An 18666-nucleotide genomic window follows, 5' to 3' on the forward strand; every position below is an offset into this window, starting at 1 on the left:
GGTTGGCACGCGCCGGGCATGGGATGGGTCGGTGAGCCATGGCCGGGTCGCAGTCCGACGGACGGCTGTCGGAGGTCAAGTTCCTGACCGTCGCCGAGGTGGCAACGGTCATGCGGGTGTCGAAGATGACCGTCTATCGCCTCGTGCACAGCGGTGAGCTCACCGCCGTCCGGGTCGGCCGGTCCTTCCGGGTGCCCGAGCACGCGGTCCACGAATATCTTCGGGGCGCCTTTCAGGAGACCGCCTGAGCCACCGGCGCGCCGATCGAGTGCGACGTGAGCGGCATCGACGGGGGCGCGTTGGTCCTGCTGACGCTCTCCAGCTACCCTGGAGCCCGACCGAGACCCCACCGGTGCTCCCTGCCGCCCAGACTGGTCCGGTCCGTTGTCCGCAAGCGGTCACCGTCGCCACCTGCGTGGTGTCATCCGGTCCGCCCCGCACGTTGTATCGAAAGGCTGTCGTATGGGCTCGGTGGTCAAGAAGCGCCGTAAGCGCATGGCTAAGAAGAAGCACCGCAAGCTGCTGCGCAAGACCCGCGTCCAGCGTCGCCGTCTCGGCAAGTGATCGCCGCCGGGCTGGGCGGACAGGCCGGTGGCACATGCTGCGCCGGAGTTCCGGCGGCCCGGCGTCCGGCGTCACTTGCCAAACTGTCGACCTCCGGAGGCTCAGGTGATCAGGCCGTGGTCGTCCCGGCTCGATCTCTCCTGCCGGCGTAGGTGCGTCAGATGACCCCCGGTAGCACCTCAGGTGCTCCGGGGGTCGTCGTCGTCACCGGGGTGAGCCGCTACCTGGGCGCCCACGTGGCGGCCCGCCTGGCAGCCGACCCACGGATCGAGCGGGTCATCGGGGTGGACGCCCCGGAGGCCGGCGCCGAGTTCACCGACCTGCTGGACCGGGTCGAACGGATCCGCGTCGACGCCGGCTCGCTCGGCGGAATCCTCGCCGACCTGGACGTCGATGCGGTGGTGCACCTCGCGCTGGTCAGCGCCCCCGACCCGCAGCTCGGCGGCCGGTCGGGCATGAAGGACCAGAACGTCATCGGCACGATGCAGCTGCTCGCCGCCTGTCAACGGGCACCCCGGCTGCGCAAGCTCGTGGTCCGCTCTTCCACCGCCGCGTACGGGGTGTCGTTCCGGGACCCGGCCGTGTTCACCGAGGAGACCGAGCCGCGTGAGGTGCCGCGCGGCGGCTTCGGCCGCGACATCCTGGACGTCGAGGGGTACGTTCGCGGCTTCCGCCGCCGCCGGCCCGACGTCACGGCGACGGTGCTGCGGTTCGCCCCGTTCATCGGCTCGACCGCCGACACCACGTTGACCCGCTACTTCTCGCAGCCGTTCGTGCCCACCGTCTTCGGCCGCGACCCGCGCCTGCAGTTCCTGCACTTCGACGACGCGTTGGAGGTGCTGCACCGGTCGATCGTGGAGGACCACCCCGGCACGTACAACGTGGCCGGTCCGGGCGTGTTGTCGCTGTCCCAGGCGATCCGGCGGGCCGGTCGGGTGGCCGTACCGGTGCTGGAGCCGGGGCTCTCGGGCGCCGCCGCGCTGGCCCGCAACATGGGCTTCGGCAGGTACGGTCTGGACCAGGTCGACCTCTTCGTGCACGGCCGCGTCGTCGACACGACCCGGTTGGAGCAGGAGTACGGCTTCACGCCCCGCTCCACCGCCGCCGCGTTCGACGACTTCATCCGCGCCCACCACGGCGGGGTGGTGGTCACCCGGGGACAGTTGGCCACCGCCGAGCAGCTCGTCCTGGACGGCATCCGTCAGGTCCGTGACGCGGTGCGGGAGCGGTCGTCGTGAGCGAGGGTGGCAGCGTGACCGGGCCGGGGCAGGAGCCGCAGGGGATCGGCCGGTTCGACGTACCGCAGGGGGTGCCCGCGCCGGACGCGGAGCCGGCGCGGCGCAACGGACACCGACCGGCGGCCCAGGTCGCCCCGACCCCGACCCCGACGCCGGCCGACGAGGTCGACACCGCGGCTACCGACGAGCCGGCGGGTGGCGAGTTGGCCACCGGCGGGAGGCCCGGCGGCACCTGGCCGGCCGTCCCGGACCGGCCAGGTGACCAGTGGGACCGTCGGGTCGCCAACGGCCTGGCGTTCCTGCGTCGGCGACTCTCCGGCGACTACGAGGTGGACGAATTCGGCTTCGACCCCGATCTGACCGACGCGGTCTTCCACCCGTTGCTGCGCCTGCTCTACCGGGACTGGTTCCGCACCGAGGTCACGGGCGTGGAGCATGTGCCCGTCGACGGGCCCGCCCTGGTGGTCGGCAACCACTCGGGCACAGTGGCGTTGGACGCGTTGATCCTCTCGGCGGCGCTGCACGACAAGCACCCCGCGCACCGCTACCTGCGGCTGCTCGGCGCCGACCTGGTGTTCCGGATGCCCGTGGTGTCGGAGATCGCCCGCAAGACAGGCGGCACTGTGGCGTGCAACCCGGACGCGGAACGGCTGCTCGGCGGCGGTGAGCTGGTCGGCGTGTTCCCCGAGGGCTTCAAGGGCATCGGGAAGCTCTACGCCGACCGGTACAAGCTGCAACGGTTCGGCCGTGGCGGTTTCGTCTCGGCGGCGCTGCGCACCGGCACCCCGATCGTGCCGGTCGCCATCGTCGGCGGCGAGGAGATCTATCCCATGCTCGCCGACCTCAAGCCCCTCGCGCGGCTGCTCAAGCTCCCGTACTTCCCGGTCACGCCCACCTTCCCGTGGCTCGGGCCGCTGGGCATGGTGCCGCTGCCCAGCAAGTGGCTCATCGAGTTCTGCCCGCCGATCCCCACCGCCCACCTGACCGACTCGGCGGACGACCCGCTTGTGGTGTTCAACCTCGCCGACCAGGTCCGCGAGACGATCCAGCAGACCCTGCACACGCTGCTGGAGCGACGCCCCGACCCGTTCGGCCCCTGAGCGGGGCAGTCAGTCGGCGCGGCGACGGCGCTGCATCGCCAGCCCGGCCGTGACCGCGCCGGCGACCAGCCCGGCAGCCGCCGTCGACGGTACGGCGATCTTGACCGCTCGGCGGCCGGTGCGGAAGTCCCGTACCTCCCAGCCGTGCTTCCGGGCCTGCCGCAGCAGCGTGCCGTCCGGGTTCACGGCCACCGCCCGGCCCACGGCCGACAGCAGCGGCAGGTCGTTCGCCGAGTCGCTGTAGGCCGCGCAGCGGGTCAGGTCCAGCCCTTCCACGGCCGCGAGCTGGGTGACCGCCTCGGCCTTCGCCGGCCCGTGCATCAGGTCACCCACCAACCGTCCGGTGTACGCCCCGTCGACCACCTCGGCCACCGTGCCGATCGCACCGGTGAGGCCGAGCCGGGTGGCGATGACCCGGCCGATCTCCACCGGAGCGGCGCTCACCAGCCAGACCCGCTGACCGGCGTCCAGGTGCCCCTGGGCTAGTCGCCTGGTGCCGGCCCAGATCCGGGGAGCCATCAGCTCGTCGAAGATCTCCTCCGACAGGCGTTCCACGTCGTCCACCCGCCAGCCCTGCACGAAGGCCAACGCGGCCTCCTTGGCCAACGACATGTCGCCTGCGTGCTCCCGGGCCAGCACCCGGAACCGGAGCTGCTGCCAGGCGAACCGGGCCAGGTCGGTGGTCGTGAAGTAGTTGCGGGCTGCCAGGCCCCGGGCGAACCAGTAGATCGAGGCGCCCTGCATCATCGTGTTGTCCACGTCGAAGAAGGCCGCGGCGCTCGGGTCCGGTACGGGTGGCGTCACCGGCGCCAGGTCGGTCTCCGCCCAGCCGGCGGTGTGACCGTGGGCGTCGGTACTGACCGTCACCTTGCGGCTGCGCGCCACGCGACTCCCTTCCTCACCCGGTACGGCAGATGCCTCCAGCGAGGGTAGCCGGCCCACCTGGTTGACCGGCTGGGCACGCGATGAACTGCGGCGGAGCCGGTCTGACCTGCGGTATAGGGGTCAGCGGGTGCCGGGGCAGGCGGTGGGGGCGGGGCCGAGGGCGTCGCTGCCCTCCGGGGCCGGCAGCCCGCAGGCGATCGAGGCGCGCAGCGCGTCCGAGCGCTCCCGGATGCTGTCCAGCAGCGCCAGCGACTGGCGGGTCCTCTCCCGGTCGGCCCGGTTGGCCCCGTCGAGCAGGTTCGACACCGCCCGGCGCTGACCGGTGACGAAGGTGTTGACGGTGTCCAGGCTGCCGGCCTCGGCTCGTTGCACGGCCGCCGAGGTCAGCAGACGGACACCCTGCCGGGTGTCGGCGTCCATGTCGTCGAGGACGGTGCTGTAGCCGATCCGGTCGCCGCGGAGCTTGGCGGCCTCACCGAGCCGTGTGCGGGCGAAGTCCAGGAAGAGCTGGCCGCGGCTGATGTCCGAGCTGGCCAGGGCGAGCTGGGCCCGTTCGGTCGAGCGCTTCATCCCGTACAGGGCGTCGCCGGGGACCGCGTCCTCGCTGGCGGCGGAGATGCCGGACACGGCGATGGCCCCGGCGGCGACGCCGACCAGGATCGCGGCGCGGGCCCGGGCCCGTCGCGCGGTGGCCGCGGGGAGCAGCGGCACACGGGCGGTGCTGGTAGGACGCGCAGTCGCTGGCTCGCCGGCCGCCGGGGCGTTGCCCAGCCCGTCCCGCTCGGCCGTGGCGAGCAGCATCGCTCGCAGGCTGGTGCGGAACTCGGGGTCCACCTCGACCGTCGGGGGGTCGACGCTGAGCCGTTGGCCCACCGCGACGAGCGGCGCGAGCTGACCGTCCACCCGGGACCGGACGTGGTGCCGCCGGGCGCCGTTGGCCTCGTCGAGAAGCTGCGCGAAGCGCTCGGCGCGCCGGCAGGAGAAGAGGGTGTTGTCCACCGCAGGCACCTCCTCTCGCTGGTCACGGCCGGTCGGCCGCCGTCGTTGCCAACGACCGGGCGGCAATGTGACACCACGGAGGTGAGGTGCCGCCGGCGTGCCGGTCGGACCTCGGAGACCCGGGCCTGCCGGGCAACCACCGGTCGCACCCGGAGAAACGCGGCGGACCGGGCACGGGTTACGGGCCTGGCGGAGCGAAAATCACAGAAAGTGATTGTCATCACCTGGCGGAACCGACCCTGAGCTGCGCGGATGTCGATCGACATCCATCGGTCCCGCCCACGAGGACTACGGCTGGAAGCCGTCGGGGAGGAGTCGGGCAAGCGCCCGGACGGCCCGGTACTGGAGAGCCTTGATGGCGCCCTCGTTCTTGCCCATGGCACGGGCCGTCTCGGCCACCGAGAACCCCTGGAGGAACCGGAGCACGATGCACTCCTGCTGCTCCGGATTCAGCTGCTTCACGGCGGTCAACAACGCGACGTTCGTGATGTGCTCGACAACCGCCGCCTCCGGGCTGCCCTCCGGGCCCCGGTCCTCCCGGTCGGCGTCGAGAACGTCGCCCGTGGTGACCTCCAGCCGGTACCTGCCGGACTTGAAGTGGTCCGCCACCAGGTTGCGGGCGATGGTCACCAGCCAGGCGCCCAGGTCGCGGCCCTGCCAAGTGAAGCTGCCGATCCGCTTGAGCGCGCGCAGGAACGTGTCCGAGGTGAGGTCCTCGGCGAGCTGCCGGTTGCCGACCCGGAAGTAGACAAACCGGAACACGGTGTCCACGTACCTGTCGTAGATCAGACCGAACGCCTCGGACTCGCCGGCCTGGGCCCGCTCGATGAGCGTCCAGACCTCGGTGGCCGGGTCTGACGGGTCCGGCCGGCTCGGGAAGCCGGTCGGTGTGGTGGCGGTGCTGGCCGGCACCACCGGAATCACCGCCGTCTCACCGGCCGCCGGATCGGTGGTCGCCGTCGGTGTGTCGCCCATCCGACGACCCTGCGTCGGCATGGTCGGCCGGGCGGGTACGGCGACCCGACCGCCGGCCGGCTTCGTGTTGCCGCCCGGCACCGCCGGCCGTGGCGGTGGCTCGTTGTGGTGGGGCCGGCTGCGGGTCCGTTGTGCCGCGCCGTCGCCCCGCGCGGCGTTGCCGTGCGAGTCGTCCACGGGAGCGCGGGCCGCCGGCCGCTCGTTGACCGGGGAGCGGGTCGGCTGACCGGTCACGCCGACCGGGCGTTCCGCGTAACCGAAGGTGGTCACCGTGTCGCCCCCGTCCCGGTGGTCGCCGGACGGGCCGGTCTGCGGGTCGTCGGGGTCGACCGACCGGGCTTGCGGTCGGGCAGGACGGTTCCGGGGTGTGCCGACGGGCGGCAGTACCCCTTGAGGTGCTGGTCCAATGCGCTCACAGGCACGGGGGCCTCCTCGGGCTGAGGGGTGTCGACTCACGGCAAATGGGGTGAGCCGACCCGAGTGATGATAGGGCCAACGTCACCCGCGCGTGGCAAGTCCGTTACACAGGGCGGAAGTATTTCCCGCTCCGTCGCACCGGTGCCGGACCGGTTGTCCGTCGTGTGCGATTGACTTTCCTCCGGCGTGGTGATCCAGGATGGATCCCCTGGTCGGGGTCCATTGTCCGTTGGGTCGCCCCGCCGCGTCCGATGGTTGTCGTACGCCGGCCGAGCCCCGTACGACGGCGTCACCCGTCCCATCGGCGGGACCCGGCCGGTCCGCCGGTGGCACAGTGGCCAGTCCCCCCGACGGGACTTGCGAGGCGTGCCGACCCCGTCCGTCGGGCGTGGCCTGTCGCCGTCCGCTGTGCCAGACTCGACCACCGTGCAGGACGCAGCGGAGAACCCCGCGCCGAACCTCGCCGACCGGGTCCACCGTTCGGCTCTCCACCACGGTGACCGGCCCGCGCTGCACTGGCGCGAGCAGAGCATCACCTGGTCCGACCTGGACGCCGCGGTCGACGCCGCCGCGCGTGGCCTGACCGCCGTCGCGCCGCACACCACCCCCGGCGACACGCCGCCCCGCGTCGCGATCGCGCTGCCCAACACCCCCGACTTCGTGATCGGCCTGCTCGGCGCCCTTCGCGCCGGCCTGGTCGCCGTGCCGGTCAACCCCGGCCTCACCGCCCCGGAACTGCGGCACGTGCTTGCCGACTCCGCCACATCGGTGCTGATCGGCACCGACCGTGTACGGGCCCAGGTCGCCGAGGTGTCCGCCGAACTGCCCGCGCTCACCGCCGTGCACGGCGTACCGCCGCAATCGGCCGCCGACGGGCCCGCTCCGCGTTCGCGCCGGGGCGGCGACGACCTGGCGGTCCTTCTCTACACCTCGGGCACCGAGGGGCACCCCAAGGGGGCGATGCTCCCGCACCGGGCGCTACTGGCCAACCACGAGCAGGTCGACCGGATCGACCCGCCGGTCGTCGGTCCGACGGACACCGTTCTGCTGGCGCTGCCGCTGTTCCACGCGTACGGGCTCAACTCGGGGCTCGGCGCGGTCGTCCACCATGGCGCGACAGGTGTGCTCCTCGACGAACCGGGGCCGACCGCCGGGCTCGACGAGATCGCCCGGCACCGGGTCAGCGTGCTGGTAGGCGTACCGTCGATGTTCCTGACCTGGGCCGACACCGCCACCGCCCGCGCGGCCACCGCCTCCGTGCGGGTCGCGGTCTGCGGGGCGGCGCCCCTGGATCCCGCCGTCGCGGCGCGCTTCACCGAGACCACCGGCCATGTCGTGCACATCGGGTACGGGCTCACCGAGACCGCACCGGTGCTCACCTCCACCCTGGTCGGCGGGGTCGCCAAGGCCGGCTCGATCGGCCGGCCGCTGCCCGGCGTACGGCTGCGCCTCGTCGACCCGGACGGCGCCGACCTGTGGCGCGACGGCGTGGCCGTCCCCGACGACGACCCGGATGAGCTGGACATCTCCGACGTGACGCCGGGCACCGACCCGGGTCGGATCGTGGTGGCCGGCCCCAACCTGTTCACCGGCTACTGGCCGGACGGACGGGACGGCCCGGACGCCGACGGCTGGTGGGGCACCGGCGACGTCGCGTACGCCGACGAGGACGGCGACCTGTTCCTCGTCGACCGGCTCGGCGAACTGATCCTGGTCAACGGGTTCAACGTCTATCCGCGGGAGGTCGAGCTGGTGCTCGCCGGGCACCCCGCGGTGGCCGAGTCGGCGGTACTGGGTGTGCCGCACCCACCGACCGGCGAGACTGTTCGGGCGTACGTGGTGCCGGCGCAGGGACGGCCTGTGACAGGCGAGGAGCTGCTCGCCCACTGCGCGCGCAACCTGGCCCGGTTCAAGTGCCCGACCGCCGTCGAGTTCGTCGACGCCCTGCCCCACTCGGCGATCGGCAAGGTACGCAAGATCCAGCTCCGGTCGGCGACGCCGGCCGGTCCGCCCGCATCCGCCGACACCCGCACGGAGGTAACCGATGGCCACTGACGCCCGGCTCGCCCTGATCACCCGGCCCGGTTGCCACCTCTGCGACGACGCCAAGGCAGCCCTCGACCGCGTGGTGGCGGTCACCGGCGACAAGTGGGTCGAGTGGGACGTGTCCGACGACGTGGAACTGGAGCGCGAGTACGGCGACCGGCTGCCTGTGGTGATGCTCGACGGCAAGGAGCACGGCTACTGGCGGGTCGAGGAGGAACGCTTGCTGCGGGACCTGACCACGCCGCAACTCTGAGCGCTGCCTAAGGTGCTCTGATGACCCCCGCGCGCCCCCACCTGGTGTGGGACTGGAACGGCACACTGCTCAACGACCTCAGCCTGGTGGTGGCCTCCACGAACGTCGCGTTCGCCAGCGTGGGCGGCCCGGTGGTCACCCCCGACGAGCACCGGGTGCGGTTCCGCCGGCCGGTCGCCGACTACTACGCCGAGGTGCTCGGCCAGGCCGTGGACGCCGAGGCGTTCGCCCGGCTGGACCGGATCTTCCACGACGCGTACCGCAGCGGGTTGACCACCTGCGAGCTGGCCGCCGACGCGCGGACCGCGATGGCGTCCTGGTCGGGCAGCCAGAGCCTGCTCTCCATGTGGTTCCACGAGGAGCTGGTGCCCACCGTGCACACCTTCGGGTTGACCGGGCACTTCACCCGGGTGGACGGGCTGCGCGCCACGGTCGGCGGTGACCGCAAGGCCGACTCGCTCCAGGCGCACCTGGCCGAGTTGGGCGTCGACGGCGGCGACGTGGTGCTGATCGGCGACTCCATCGACGACGCGGACGCTGCGCGTGCGGTGGGCGGCCGGGCGGTGCTCTACACCGGCGGGTTCACCGACCCGGCCCGGCTGCGCACCTCCGGCCACCCGGTGGCCGACACCCTCACCGAGGCGGTGGCCCTGGCCGGGCGGGAGGTCAACTCCGCAGGTAGGTGAGGACGGCCAGCACCCGTCGGTGCTGCTCGGTGTCCGGTGGGAGCGTGAGCTTCGTGAAGATGTTGCGGACGTGCTTCTCCACCGCGCCGTCGCTGACCACCAGGGCGCGGGCGATGGCCGTGTTCGAACGCCCCTCGGCCATCAGGGCCAGCACCTCCCGCTCGCGCGGCGTCAACTCGCGCAACGGCTCGTCACGGCGGCGTCGCGCGAAGAGCTGTCCGACCACCTCCGGGTCGAGCACCGTGCCACCGGCCGCCACCCGCCGCAACGCGTCGAGGAACTCGTCGATCGCGGCCACCCGGTCCTTCAGCAGGTAGCCGATGCCGCCGCCGGCGCCGCCGGTGGTGGCGAGCAGATCATCGGCGTACGACACCTCGACGTACTGGGACAGCACCAGGATCGGCGTACGCGGCACCAGCCGCCGCGCCTCGACCGCGGCCCGCAGACCCTCGTCGGTGTGTGTCGGGGGCATCCGCACGTCGACTATCGACACGTCGGGCTGGTGCTCCACCACCGCCTCGACGAGGGCCTCGCCGTCCCCGACGGCGGCCACCACCTGGTGTCCACTCTCGGTCAGCAGCCGCACCAGCCCCTCCCGGAGCAGGACGGCGTCGTCGGCGATCACGATGCGCATGGCTGTGTTGTCTACCACGTCGGGTGCGGTCCTCGTCGGTTCACAGGGGCAGCTCGGCGCGGATCTCGGTCGGGCCACCGGCCGGGCTGACCACCGCCAGTTCGCCGCCGGCCGCCCGCACCCGGTCGGCGATGCCGGCCAGCCCGTGTCCCTTGGCCAGGTGCGCGCCGCCCTGCCCGTCGTCGCCCACCCGCACCTGGAGGTGGGTGCCCTGCCGGGCCACCGCGACCAGGGCCTCGGTGGCCCTGCTGTGCTTGGCGATGTTGGTGAGCGCCTCGGCCACCACGAAGTACGCGGTGTTCTCCACAGCCGGGTCGAGCCGGCCGTCAGGCGTGCCGAGCTGCGGATCCACCTGGAGTTCGATGGGGATCAGCCCTCGGCCGGCGAGGGCGGCCAAGGCGCTGGGCAGGCCCCTGTCGACAAGGATGGGCGGGGCGATCCCCCGGGACAGGGCCCGCAGCTCGGCAAGCGTGTCCCTGGTCTGGGTGACCGCCTCGTCGATGGTCCGGCCGGCCGCCTCCGGGTCGGTGGCGAGCTGCATCCGGGCCCGGCTCAGGTCCATCGCCAGCCGGACCAGGCGCTGCTGGGGGCCGTCGTGGATGTCGCGTTCCAGCCGGCGCAGCGCGGACGCCTCGGCCGAGACGGCGGCGCGCTTCTGCTCCTCCAGCACGGTGATCCGGTCCCGCATCTCGGCCACCCCGGTCAGCATCGCCTTCGCGAAGCTGGCCTGGAGCAGCGCGCAGCCCCGAACCACGATCGGCAGGGTGATCAGGAAGAACACACCGATTGCCGTGTTCAACCCGATCCGGGCGGTGGTCGAGTCACCCAGGCCGAGGATTTGCGCCAGGTCCTGGTCGCCGTCGGACGGTCGGGGCAGGGCCCAGTCGTACGCCCAGTAGAGGGAGTCGACGATCGCGACGACCCACCAGGCGACGGTGACCACGAAGGTGGCAAGCGCCACGATCACCCGCAGGATTCCGTGCGCCAGGTCGAGCCACGACTGGGCGTCGCGCATCGGCACGAAGATCCGCCGCCAGGCGTTCGCCCCCGCCTCGGCCAGCCGGTAGTGCGGTCGGATCCGCGGCTGCCGCAGCACTGCGGGCAGCCGCAGACGCTCGATGTCGGCCAGTCCACGGGCGGCGTACAGGGTGCCGCTGAGGATCGGCAGGCCGATCACCGTGACCACCAGTCCCACGCCCACCACGAGCCCCACGACGAGGACGACGAAGCTGGCCACCGCCAGGGGCAGGCCGATCAGCACGTACCCGGAGTCGACGAAGAGTTGGCGGGGGATGCTCGGTGCCAGTGTCGGTTTCTCACTGGCGGCAACGGCGGTCATGCCCCAAAGGCTAGGCATCCGGGCTGCCTGTCCCCATCCCGAAGTCCCGCCTCTCTCCCGTAGGGCTGTCCCTACCCCGTGGGCGACACTGCCGGGCGCAACGCGGGATTGGTCAGAGAAGTCGGGATTGAGCAATAATCGCCCCGGGCGACGCGGGCTCGCGGAGCGCTGAATCGATCTTGTGGAATGGAGGTGCTGGTGGAGTCGCGGCGCGCAGCGGCAAGATCGCGATTTGTGCACGTCTTCACAAGCGCCTACGCTGTGATTCCGACGCGCCCTGCTAGCACAGCCGGCAATCTCGGTCGCCAGCGGGAGTCCATAAGCGGCCGACCAGCGGAGTTGGCCGAGGATCGCACCGCACGGAGTCTCATGAGTCAGCACCGTCACCCAGGCGCGCCCGGCCGTGCCGGTGCCGTACCCGCGCTCCCGGACCTTCCCGAGGCGACCGTCGCGCGGCTCCCCGAATACCTCCGTGCCCTGCACAACCTCGCCGACAGCGGGCACGAGACCGTCTCCAGCGAGGGCCTCTCCGCCGCCGCCGGAGTCAACTCCGCCAAGCTCCGCAAGGACCTCTCCCACCTCGGCTCGTACGGCACCCGGGGCGTCGGCTACGACGTCGCCCTGCTGATCGAACAGATCGAGTATGTGCTCGGGCTCACCCAGCGCAGGGCTGTCGCCCTGGTCGGCGTGGGTAACCTCGGTCACGCTCTGGCCGGCTACGACGGCTTCGCCAGCCGGGGCTTCCGGATCGCCGCACTGCTCGACGCCGACCCCTCCCGGGTCGGTGAGGAGATCAACGGCCTGGTCGTACGGCATGTCGACGAACTGCCGGAGATCGCCGTGCAGGAGTCCATCGCGATAGGCGTGATCGCCACCCCCGCCGCCGCCGCCCAGCGCGTCGCCGACCAACTGGTCGCGGTCGGCGTGACGAGCATCCTCAACTTCGCGCCGTGCGTACTCTCGGTGCCGGAGGGGGTCGACGTGCGCAAGGTCGACCTCGCCATCGAGCTGCAGATCCTGTCTTTCCACGAGCACCGCAAGGCCTCGCTCACCGCCCTTCCCGGCGGGCTCGCGGCCACCGAGACCCAGGAGGCGATCGGCACGTGAAACTGCTCGTCGTCGGCGCGTCCTACCGGACCGCCCCGGTCGCCACGCTGGAGCAGCTGGCCGTGCCCCCCGCCGACCTCACCCGCACACTCGACCGCCTGGTCGCTCAGCCGTACGTGAGCGAGGCGGTGCTCGTCTCCACCTGCAACCGGGTGGAGGTCTACGCCGCCGTGTCCGGTTTCCACGGCGGGCTCGGTGACATCTGCGCCGTCCTGGCCGAGCAGGCCGGCTGCCCGCCGGCGGCGCTCGCCAGTCACCTGTACGTGCACTACGACACCGCCGCCGTGGACCACGTCTTCCGGGTCGCCACCGGCCTGGACTCGATGGTCGTGGGCGAGGCGCAGATCCTCGGCCAGTTGCGTGACGCGTACCACTGGGCCACCGGCGCCGACTCGGCCGGCCGACTGCTGCACGAGCTGATGCAGCAGTCGCTGCGGGTGGGCAAGCGCGCCCACGCCGAGACCGGCATCGACCGGGCCGGCCAGAGCGTCGTCACCGCCGCGCTGGAGCTGGCCGCCGGGTATCTCGACGGCGACCTCGAGGGCCGGCCGGCCCTGGTGGTCGGCGCCGGCGCGATGGGCTCGCTCGGGGTGGCCACCCTGTCCCGACTGGGCGCGGGGCCGCTCACCGTCACCAATCGTGGCGCCGACCGGGCCCTGCGGCTCGCCGAGTCGTACGGGGCGGGCGCCGCGCCGATGACCGAGCTGGCCGACACCCTCTCCACAGTGGACATCGTAGTGGCCGCCACCGCCTCCACCGAACCGGTCCTCACCCGGGCGGTGGTCGGCGCGGCGCTCGCCGAACGGGACCGGGCCCGGGGCCCACTGGTCCTGCTCGACCTGGCCGTCCCGCGCGACGTCGAGGAGGGCGTCGCCGACCTGCCAGGTGTCGAGGTGATCGACATCGACCGCATGGCGGCGCTGCTCGCCGACGGTCCCGCCGCCGCGGACGCCGCAGCCGTCGAGCGGATCGTCCTCGGCGAGGTGGAGAGTTTCCTCACCTGGCTGCGTGGCGCCGACGTGGCGCCCACCGTGGCCGCGCTGCGCGGCCGGGCCGACGACGTGGTCACCGCCGAGCTGCGCCGGCTCGCCCAGCGCCGCCCCGACCTCGACGACGACCTGCGCGCCGAGGTCGCCCGTACGGTGCACCGGGTCGTGCAGCGGCTCCTGCACCAGCCCACAGTGAAGGTCCGCCAGTTGGCCGCCGAGCCGGGCGGCGACCAGTACGCGGCCCTGCTGCGCGAGCTGTTCGACCTCCAGGTGCCGCAGACTTCACCCGTGGACACCGTGCCCGAGGTGCTGTCCCCCGACCTGGGCGCCGTGTTCTCCGGCACCGACCCGGTGCTCGGTACGGACTCGGCCGACCAGATCCCGCCCACCGGAGGTGCACGTTGACCGCCCCCCTGCGCCTCGGCACCCGGGGCAGCGCCCTGGCGATGGCCCAGTCCGGCCACGTCGCCGAGGCGTTGACCGCCGCCACCGGCCGACCGGTCGAGCTGGTCGAGGTGGTCACCGCCGGTGACCGCTCCAACGCGCCGGTGCACCGGCTCGGCGTCGGGGTGTTCGTCTCCGCGCTGCGTGACGCGCTGACCGCGCGGACTATCGACTTCGCCGTGCACTCCTACAAGGATCTGCCCACGGCCGGCGCCGCCGGGCTGCACATCGCGGCAGTGCCGGCCCGACAGGACCCGCGCGACGCCCTGATCGCCAAGGGCGGGCGGACGCTCGCCGAGCTGCCGCCCGGGGCCACCGTGGGCACCGGCGCGCTGCGCCGCATCGCCCAGCTGCACGCCCTCGGGCTGCAACTGGAGGTCACCCCGATCCGCGGCAACATCGACACCCGCCTGGCGCGGGTGCTCGGCCCCGAGGCCGACCTCGACGCGGTGGTGCTGGCCCGGGCCGGTCTGGCCCGGATCGGTCGGACCGACGCGATCACCGAGACGCTCGACCCGATGCTCATGCTCCCCGCGCCCGCCCAGGGCGCGCTGGCCGTGGAGTGCCGGGTCGACGATCAGGACCTGGTCGAGCTGCTCGGTGCGCTCGACCACGCACCGTCGCGCGCCGCGGTCACCGCGGAGCGCGCGTTGCTGGCAACCCTGGAGGCCGGGTGCAGCGCACCCGTCGCCGCCTATGCGGAACTCGCCGAAGGTGACGCCGGCGATGAGATCTACCTGCGCGGGGCGGTGATCAGTCCGGATGGCACTCGTGACCTTCGGCTGTCCCGCACCGGAACGCCCGCCGACGCAGCGGAGATCGGTAAGGCACTCGCCGCCGAACTCCTCGACCTCGGCGCCGACTCGATCCTCGGCCACGAAGGACACACCGGCCCGGGGACCCAGCAATTTGGGAGCACAGAATGACCCGCACCCGTAAGCCCGTCGGCCGTATCGCGTTCGTCGGGGCTGGCCCCGGCGACCCGGGCCTGCTGACCCGTCGGGCGCACGACGCCCTGGTCGACGCCGACCAGGTGATCTACGACCGGGGAGTCCCCGAGTCGCTGCTCGCCGTCGTTCGCGCCGAGGCCAGAGACGACGCCGAGTTCACCCCTGCCGAAGGCGCGCCGGGGGACGTGGCGAAGGTGCTGATCTCCGCGGCCCGCTCCGGGTTGAACGCGGTGCACCTGGTCGCCGGTGACCCGTTCGGCCACGACTCGGTGGTCAAGGAGGTGCAGGCGGTGGCCCGGACCGCCGCCCACTTCGAGGTGGTGCCGGGCGTCGGCCAGGCCGAGGGCGTGGCCACCTATGCGGGTGTTCCCCTGCCGGGTGTTCGTACCGCCGCCGACGTCGAGGACGTCAGCGCACTGGACTTCGAGGCGCTCGCCGCTGCCGTCGGCCGGGGCTCGCTCGCGCTCGCCGTGGACGCCGGTGATCTCGCCGCCGTCCGGGACGGGCTGCTGGCCGCCGGGGTCGACGGCACGACCGGGGTCGGCGTGACAGGCGACGGCACCGGTGAGACCCAGTACACGACCACGTCGACGGTGGACAGCTTCGTGGCCGCCGCGCTCGGCTTCACCGGCCGGGTGGTGCTCACCGTCGGCGCGGGCGTGGGCCAGCGCGACAAGCTGAGCTGGTGGGAGAACCGCCCGCTGTACGGCTGGAAGGTGCTCGTACCGCGTACCAAGGAGCAGGCTGGCGCGATGAGCGCCCGGCTGCGGGCGTACGGGGCGATCCCGTGCGAGGTGCCGACCATCGCGGTCGAGCCGCCGCGTACCCCGGCGCAGATGGAGCGGGCGGTCAAGGGCCTGGTCGACGGCCGGTACGCCTGGGTGATCTTCACGTCGGTGAACGCGGTCCGCGCGGTCTGGGAGAAGTTCGCCGAGCACGGCCTGGACGCCCGGCACTTCGGCGGCGTCAAGATCGCCTGCATCGGTGAGGCGACCGCGGACGCGGTGCGCGCGTTCGGCATCCAGCCGGAGCTGATCCCCGCCGGGGAGCAGTCCTCCGAAGGGTTGCTGGCCGAGTTCTCGCCGCACGACGAGATCCTCGACCCGGTGGGCCGGGTGCTGCTGCCCCGCGCCGACATCGCCACCGAGACGCTGGCCGCCGGGCTGACCGAGCGCGGCTGGGAGGTCGACGACGTGACCGCGTACCGGACCGTGCGCGCCGCTCCGCCGCCCGCCGAGATCCGCGACGCGATCAAGTCGGGCGGGTTCGACGCCGTGCTCTTCACGTCCAGCTCGACGGTGCGCAATCTCGTCGGTATCGCGGGGAAGCCGCACGCCCGTACCGTTGTTGCCGTTATCGGGCCCAAGACGGCGGAGACCGCGACGGAGTTCGGCCTGCGGGTCGACGTCCAGCCGCCGCACGCTTCGGTGCCCGACCTGGTGGAGGCGCTCGCCGCCTACGCCGTCGAGCTGCGCGAGAAGCTGGCCGCCATGCCTGCGAAGCAGCGCCGCGGCTCGAAGGTGCAGGGTCCGACCGCCCTGCGCTTCCGGTAGTCGTTCGAGGAGGCTCTGCCATGTCGTTCCCCGAGATCCGGCCCCGCCGGCTGCGCCGCAACGCGGCGGTCCGCCGGCTGGTGTCCGAGACCCGGGTCGACCCGGCCGAACTGGTCGTGCCGATGTTCGTCAAGGAGGGGCTGACCGAGCCCCGCGCCATCAGCTCGCTCCCGGGGGTGCTCCAGCACTCCCGGGACTCGCTGCGCAAGGCGGCCACCGAGGCGGTCCAGGCCGGTGTCGGCGGGATCATGCTGTTCGGCGTGCCGGAGCAGCGGGACCCGACCGGTTCCGGCGGCATCGACCCGAAAGGCATCCTGAACGTCGCCATCCGCGACGTGGTGGCCGAGGTGGGCGACGCCACGGTGGTGATGAGCGACCTGTGCCTGGACGAGTTCACCTCGCACGGGCACTGTGGCCTGCTCACCCCCGACGGCGAGGTGGACAACGACTCCACCCTGACCGCGTACGCCGAGATGGCGGTGGCCCAGGCCGCCGCCGGGGTCGGCATGGTCGGGCCGTCCGGGATGATGGACGGCCAGGTCGGCGCGGTACGCCGGGCGCTAGACAAGGCCGGATACCAGGACGTGGCAGTGCTGGCGTACGCCGTGAAGTACGCCTCGGCGTTCTACGGACCGTTCCGCGATGCGGTGGAGTCGGCTCTCGAAGGTGACCGGCGCAGCTACCAGCAGGACCCGGCCAACCTGCGCGAGTCGCTGCGTGAGGTGGCGCTCGACGTCGCCGAGGGCGCCGACCTGGTGATGGTGAAGCCGGCGCTGCCGTACCTCGACGTGGTGTCGGCGGTGCGGGCCGCGGTGGATGTCCCGGTCGCTGCCTACCAGGTCTCCGGCGAGTACGCGATGGTCGAGGCGGCCGCCGCGAACGGCTGGATCGACCGGGAGCGGGTGATGCTGGAGACGCTCACCTCGATCAAGCGGGCCGGTGCCCAGATCATCCTCACCTACTGGGCGGTCGAGGCCGCCGGGCTGCTCCGCCAGCGCTACTGACCGACCCCGCGGGTCGCGCCGGAGCGGCCGTCTCGTCGGCACCCGCGACGGCGCTCGGAAGCCGCCGGCTGGTCAACCAGGCCAGCGCCAGCAGCACTGCCGACACCGCCAGCGCGAGGCGGGTGGCCTGCGCCAGTTCCGGCGCGAAGCCGAGCCGGCTGGCCGGGTCGAGCCGGTTGGCGGCCGTGATGCCCCCGCCTTCCAGGCTCGGGGCGAGCCGGGCCGCCAGCCAGGACAGGGCGGCGGCGATCAGCGCCGTGCCGGCCGCGACCGACGTGTGCGACACGGTGGTGAGCAGCGTGGAGCCGGACGGCAGGTCATCGGGCGAGAGCGACCGGCTGGCAGCGGTCATCGTAGGCATGAGCGTTGCGCCCATGCCCAGGCCGATGACCGCACCCAGCGTGGCCAGCAGCGGGTACGACGTGTCGGCGTCGAGTACCAGCACCCGGGCCACCGTGCCGGCCACCGCCGTAGAGATGCCGAGCCCGACCACCCGCCGCGCCGAGACCCGGTCGACGAGCCGGGTCGCGACCTGGAGCATCAGCCCGGTGGTAAGCGCCTGCGGAATGCCGATCACCCCGGCCAGGGTGGCCGAGTCACCGCGTACCACCTGCACGTAGGCCGGGATGATCAGGAACGACCCGAAGTATCCGGCGGCGAAGAACGCCACAGTCGCGGCGCCGGGGGACATCCCCGGCGCGCGCAGCACGGCCAGGCGCAGCAGTGGTTGCCGTACCCGGCCGGCCCGCCAGGCGAAGGTGACCACCAGCATGGCGCCGAACGTTAGCGGCAGCAGCACGGATGCGGTGACGACCCCGCCCCGCTCGCCTGTGACGCTGAGCCCGTACACCGCCAGCGCCAGACCGGGGCAGAGCAGCAGCAGCCCGACGACGTCCAGCCGGACCGGTGGTCGTCGCGGGTCGGCGACCGGCAGCACCGACCGGCCGAGCACCATCGCCAACAACCCCACCGGCAGGTTGATCCAGAAGATCCACCGCCAGGACGCGTGATCGAGCAGCAGCCCACCCAGCACCGGCCCGATCAGGGGCCCGACAAGCACCGGAAGGCCGAGCAGGCTCATCATCCGTCCTCGCCGTTCGGGCGGCGCCGCGGCGAGCGCGACGGCCATCCCGACCGGGTTGAGCAGTCCGCCGCCGAGCCCCTGGAGGACCCGGAACGTGATCAGCGACCCGACGCTCCAGGCGGCCCCGGCCAACACGGAGCCGGCCGTGAACAGCAGCAGCGCGGTCAGGTAGGTGCGGCGGGCGCCGAAGCGGCCGATGGCCCAGGCGGCGGTGGGCATCACCGCGACCAGGGCGAGCGCATAGCCGCTGGTGACCCAGCCGATCGTGGTGAGGTTGGTGTCGAGGTCGTCGACCAGCCTCGGCAGGGCCACCACGGTGACCGTGGTGTCGATCACCGCGAGCAGACCACCCAGGGTCAGGTACCAGCCGAGCCGCCGCGCGGACGCGTCCATGTCGGC

18 protein-coding genes are annotated in these 18666 nt (G+C 72.7%); 12 read left to right on the plus strand and 6 right to left on the minus strand.

From position 1 onward, the window contains the following. Nucleotides 1-38 precede the first annotated feature (38 nt). The 4 genes from ACFY1S_RS10350 to ACFY1S_RS10365 all read left to right on the plus strand — a co-directional run bounded on the left by ACFY1S_RS10350 (nt 39) and on the right by ACFY1S_RS10365 (nt 2902). Complete coding sequence (locus tag ACFY1S_RS10350; RefSeq protein WP_007465625.1) at nt 39-248, plus strand: helix-turn-helix domain-containing protein; 210 nt, start codon at nt 39-41, stop codon at nt 246-248. A 214-nt stretch (nt 249-462) separates the two neighbouring features. After that, complete coding sequence (locus ACFY1S_RS10355) at nt 463-564, plus strand: 30S ribosomal protein bS22 (RefSeq protein ID WP_007465623.1); 102 nt, start codon at nt 463-465, stop codon at nt 562-564. A gap of 161 nt (nt 565-725) precedes the next feature. Beyond that, complete coding sequence (locus ACFY1S_RS10360) at nt 726-1802, plus strand: NAD-dependent epimerase/dehydratase family protein (protein ID WP_387115200.1); 1077 nt, start codon at nt 726-728, stop codon at nt 1800-1802. A 203-nt stretch (nt 1803-2005) separates the two neighbouring features. Beyond that, nucleotides 2006-2902 carry a lysophospholipid acyltransferase family protein gene (locus tag ACFY1S_RS10365; RefSeq protein WP_387116020.1) on the plus strand — a complete coding sequence of 299 codons (897 nt, stop codon included), beginning with the start codon at nt 2006-2008 and terminating at the stop codon, nt 2900-2902. A gap of 9 nt (nt 2903-2911) precedes the next feature. On the opposite strand, the gene ACFY1S_RS10370 is transcribed toward ACFY1S_RS10365, so the two are convergent. From ACFY1S_RS10370 to ACFY1S_RS10380, 3 genes are all read right to left on the minus strand, one after another. Further along, on the minus strand, nt 2912-3787 hold the full coding sequence (locus tag ACFY1S_RS10370) for an HAD family hydrolase (protein WP_387115203.1): 876 nt from the start codon (nt 3785-3787) through the stop codon (nt 2912-2914). Between the two features lie 120 nt (nt 3788-3907). Further along, nucleotides 3908-4795 carry a DUF5667 domain-containing protein gene (locus ACFY1S_RS10375; RefSeq protein ID WP_387115206.1) on the minus strand — a complete coding sequence of 296 codons (888 nt, stop codon included), beginning with the start codon at nt 4793-4795 and terminating at the stop codon, nt 3908-3910. A 279-nt stretch (nt 4796-5074) separates the two neighbouring features. Further along, nucleotides 5075-6031 (minus strand): ECF subfamily RNA polymerase sigma factor, BldN family, encoded by a 957-nt coding sequence (locus ACFY1S_RS10380; protein ID WP_387115208.1) that lies wholly within the window; start codon nt 6029-6031, stop codon nt 5075-5077. 573 nt (nt 6032-6604) lie between these two features. Here ACFY1S_RS10380 and ACFY1S_RS10385 point away from each other — a divergent pair. Genes ACFY1S_RS10385 through ACFY1S_RS10395 form a run of 3 tightly spaced genes read left to right on the plus strand, consistent with a single transcriptional unit; the run spans nt 6605 to nt 9163 of the window. Further along, entirely contained in the window at nt 6605-8233 is a 1629-nt protein-coding gene (locus tag ACFY1S_RS10385) for an AMP-binding protein (RefSeq protein WP_387115211.1), read from the plus strand. After that, nucleotides 8223-8477, plus strand: a complete 255-nt coding sequence (locus tag ACFY1S_RS10390; protein WP_364373086.1) for a glutaredoxin family protein — start codon at nt 8223-8225, stop codon at nt 8475-8477. The genes ACFY1S_RS10385 and ACFY1S_RS10390 overlap by 11 nt, the downstream gene beginning before the upstream one ends. A gap of 20 nt (nt 8478-8497) precedes the next feature. Beyond that, entirely contained in the window at nt 8498-9163 is a 666-nt protein-coding gene (locus ACFY1S_RS10395) for an HAD family hydrolase (RefSeq protein WP_387115214.1), read from the plus strand. Here ACFY1S_RS10395 and ACFY1S_RS10400 read toward each other — a convergent pair. After that, a complete protein-coding gene (locus tag ACFY1S_RS10400; RefSeq protein WP_364373092.1) occupies nt 9144-9797 on the minus strand; it encodes a response regulator transcription factor in 654 nt (217 codons plus the stop codon). The two genes, ACFY1S_RS10395 and ACFY1S_RS10400, sit on opposite strands and share 20 nt — an antisense overlap. A gap of 40 nt (nt 9798-9837) precedes the next feature. After that, nucleotides 9838-11136, minus strand: coding sequence for a sensor histidine kinase (locus ACFY1S_RS10405; protein ID WP_387115218.1), 1299 nt, complete (start codon nt 11134-11136; stop codon nt 9838-9840). 369 nt (nt 11137-11505) lie between these two features. Here ACFY1S_RS10405 and ACFY1S_RS10410 point away from each other — a divergent pair, with 369 nt between their 5' ends. The 5 genes from ACFY1S_RS10410 to hemB are packed head-to-tail and all read left to right on the plus strand — an operon-like array spanning nt 11506 to nt 17183. Continuing rightward, on the plus strand, nt 11506-12243 hold the full coding sequence (locus ACFY1S_RS10410; protein ID WP_387115221.1) for a redox-sensing transcriptional repressor Rex: 738 nt from the start codon (nt 11506-11508) through the stop codon (nt 12241-12243). Beyond that, nucleotides 12240-13637, plus strand: a complete 1398-nt coding sequence (locus tag ACFY1S_RS10415) for a glutamyl-tRNA reductase (RefSeq protein WP_387115224.1) — start codon at nt 12240-12242, stop codon at nt 13635-13637. The genes ACFY1S_RS10410 and ACFY1S_RS10415 overlap by 4 nt, the downstream gene beginning before the upstream one ends. Next, a complete protein-coding gene (gene hemC, locus ACFY1S_RS10420; RefSeq protein WP_387115227.1) occupies nt 13634-14602 on the plus strand; it encodes a hydroxymethylbilane synthase in 969 nt (322 codons plus the stop codon). Before ACFY1S_RS10415 ends, hemC begins: the two co-directional genes overlap by 4 nt. Further along, nucleotides 14599-16179: a uroporphyrinogen-III synthase gene (locus ACFY1S_RS10425; RefSeq protein WP_139586874.1), complete on the plus strand. Its 1581-nt coding sequence runs from the start codon at nt 14599-14601 to the stop codon at nt 16177-16179. Before hemC ends, ACFY1S_RS10425 begins: the two co-directional genes overlap by 4 nt. A gap of 20 nt (nt 16180-16199) precedes the next feature. After that, a complete protein-coding gene (gene hemB, locus ACFY1S_RS10430; RefSeq protein ID WP_387115230.1) occupies nt 16200-17183 on the plus strand; it encodes a porphobilinogen synthase in 984 nt (327 codons plus the stop codon). Here the strand turns inward: hemB and ACFY1S_RS10435 are convergent. Then, complete coding sequence (locus ACFY1S_RS10435) at nt 17134-18660, minus strand: DHA2 family efflux MFS transporter permease subunit (RefSeq protein ID WP_387115233.1); 1527 nt, start codon at nt 18658-18660, stop codon at nt 17134-17136. The genes hemB and ACFY1S_RS10435 overlap by 50 nt on opposite strands. Nucleotides 18661-18666: the final 6 nt, after the last annotated feature.

It is taken from the genome of Micromonospora sp. NPDC000663 (assembly GCF_042898105.1).
Classification (GTDB): domain Bacteria; phylum Actinomycetota; class Actinomycetes; order Mycobacteriales; family Micromonosporaceae; genus Micromonospora.

Coding starts and splice junctions, on each gene's coding strand:
- ACFY1S_RS10350 (WP_007465625.1), top strand. CDS start 39: ATGGCCGGGTCGCAGTCCGACGGACGGCTGTCGGAGGTCAAGTTCCTG.
- ACFY1S_RS10355 (WP_007465623.1), top strand. CDS start 463: ATGGGCTCGGTGGTCAAGAAGCGCCGTAAGCGCATGGCTAAGAAGAAG.
- ACFY1S_RS10360 (WP_387115200.1), top strand. CDS start 726: ATGACCCCCGGTAGCACCTCAGGTGCTCCGGGGGTCGTCGTCGTCACC.
- ACFY1S_RS10390 (WP_364373086.1), top strand. CDS start 8,223: ATGGCCACTGACGCCCGGCTCGCCCTGATCACCCGGCCCGGTTGCCAC.
- ACFY1S_RS10395 (WP_387115214.1), top strand. CDS start 8,498: ATGACCCCCGCGCGCCCCCACCTGGTGTGGGACTGGAACGGCACACTG.
- ACFY1S_RS10400 (WP_364373092.1), bottom strand. CDS start 9,797: ATGCGCATCGTGATCGCCGACGACGCCGTCCTGCTCCGGGAGGGGCTG.
- ACFY1S_RS10405 (WP_387115218.1), bottom strand. CDS start 11,136: ATGACCGCCGTTGCCGCCAGTGAGAAACCGACACTGGCACCGAGCATC.
- ACFY1S_RS10410 (WP_387115221.1), top strand. CDS start 11,506: ATGAGTCAGCACCGTCACCCAGGCGCGCCCGGCCGTGCCGGTGCCGTA.
- ACFY1S_RS10425 (WP_139586874.1), top strand. CDS start 14,599: ATGACCCGCACCCGTAAGCCCGTCGGCCGTATCGCGTTCGTCGGGGCT.
- hemB (WP_387115230.1), top strand. CDS start 16,200: ATGTCGTTCCCCGAGATCCGGCCCCGCCGGCTGCGCCGCAACGCGGCG.
- ACFY1S_RS10435 (WP_387115233.1), bottom strand. CDS start 18,660: ATGGACGCGTCCGCGCGGCGGCTCGGCTGGTACCTGACCCTGGGTGGT.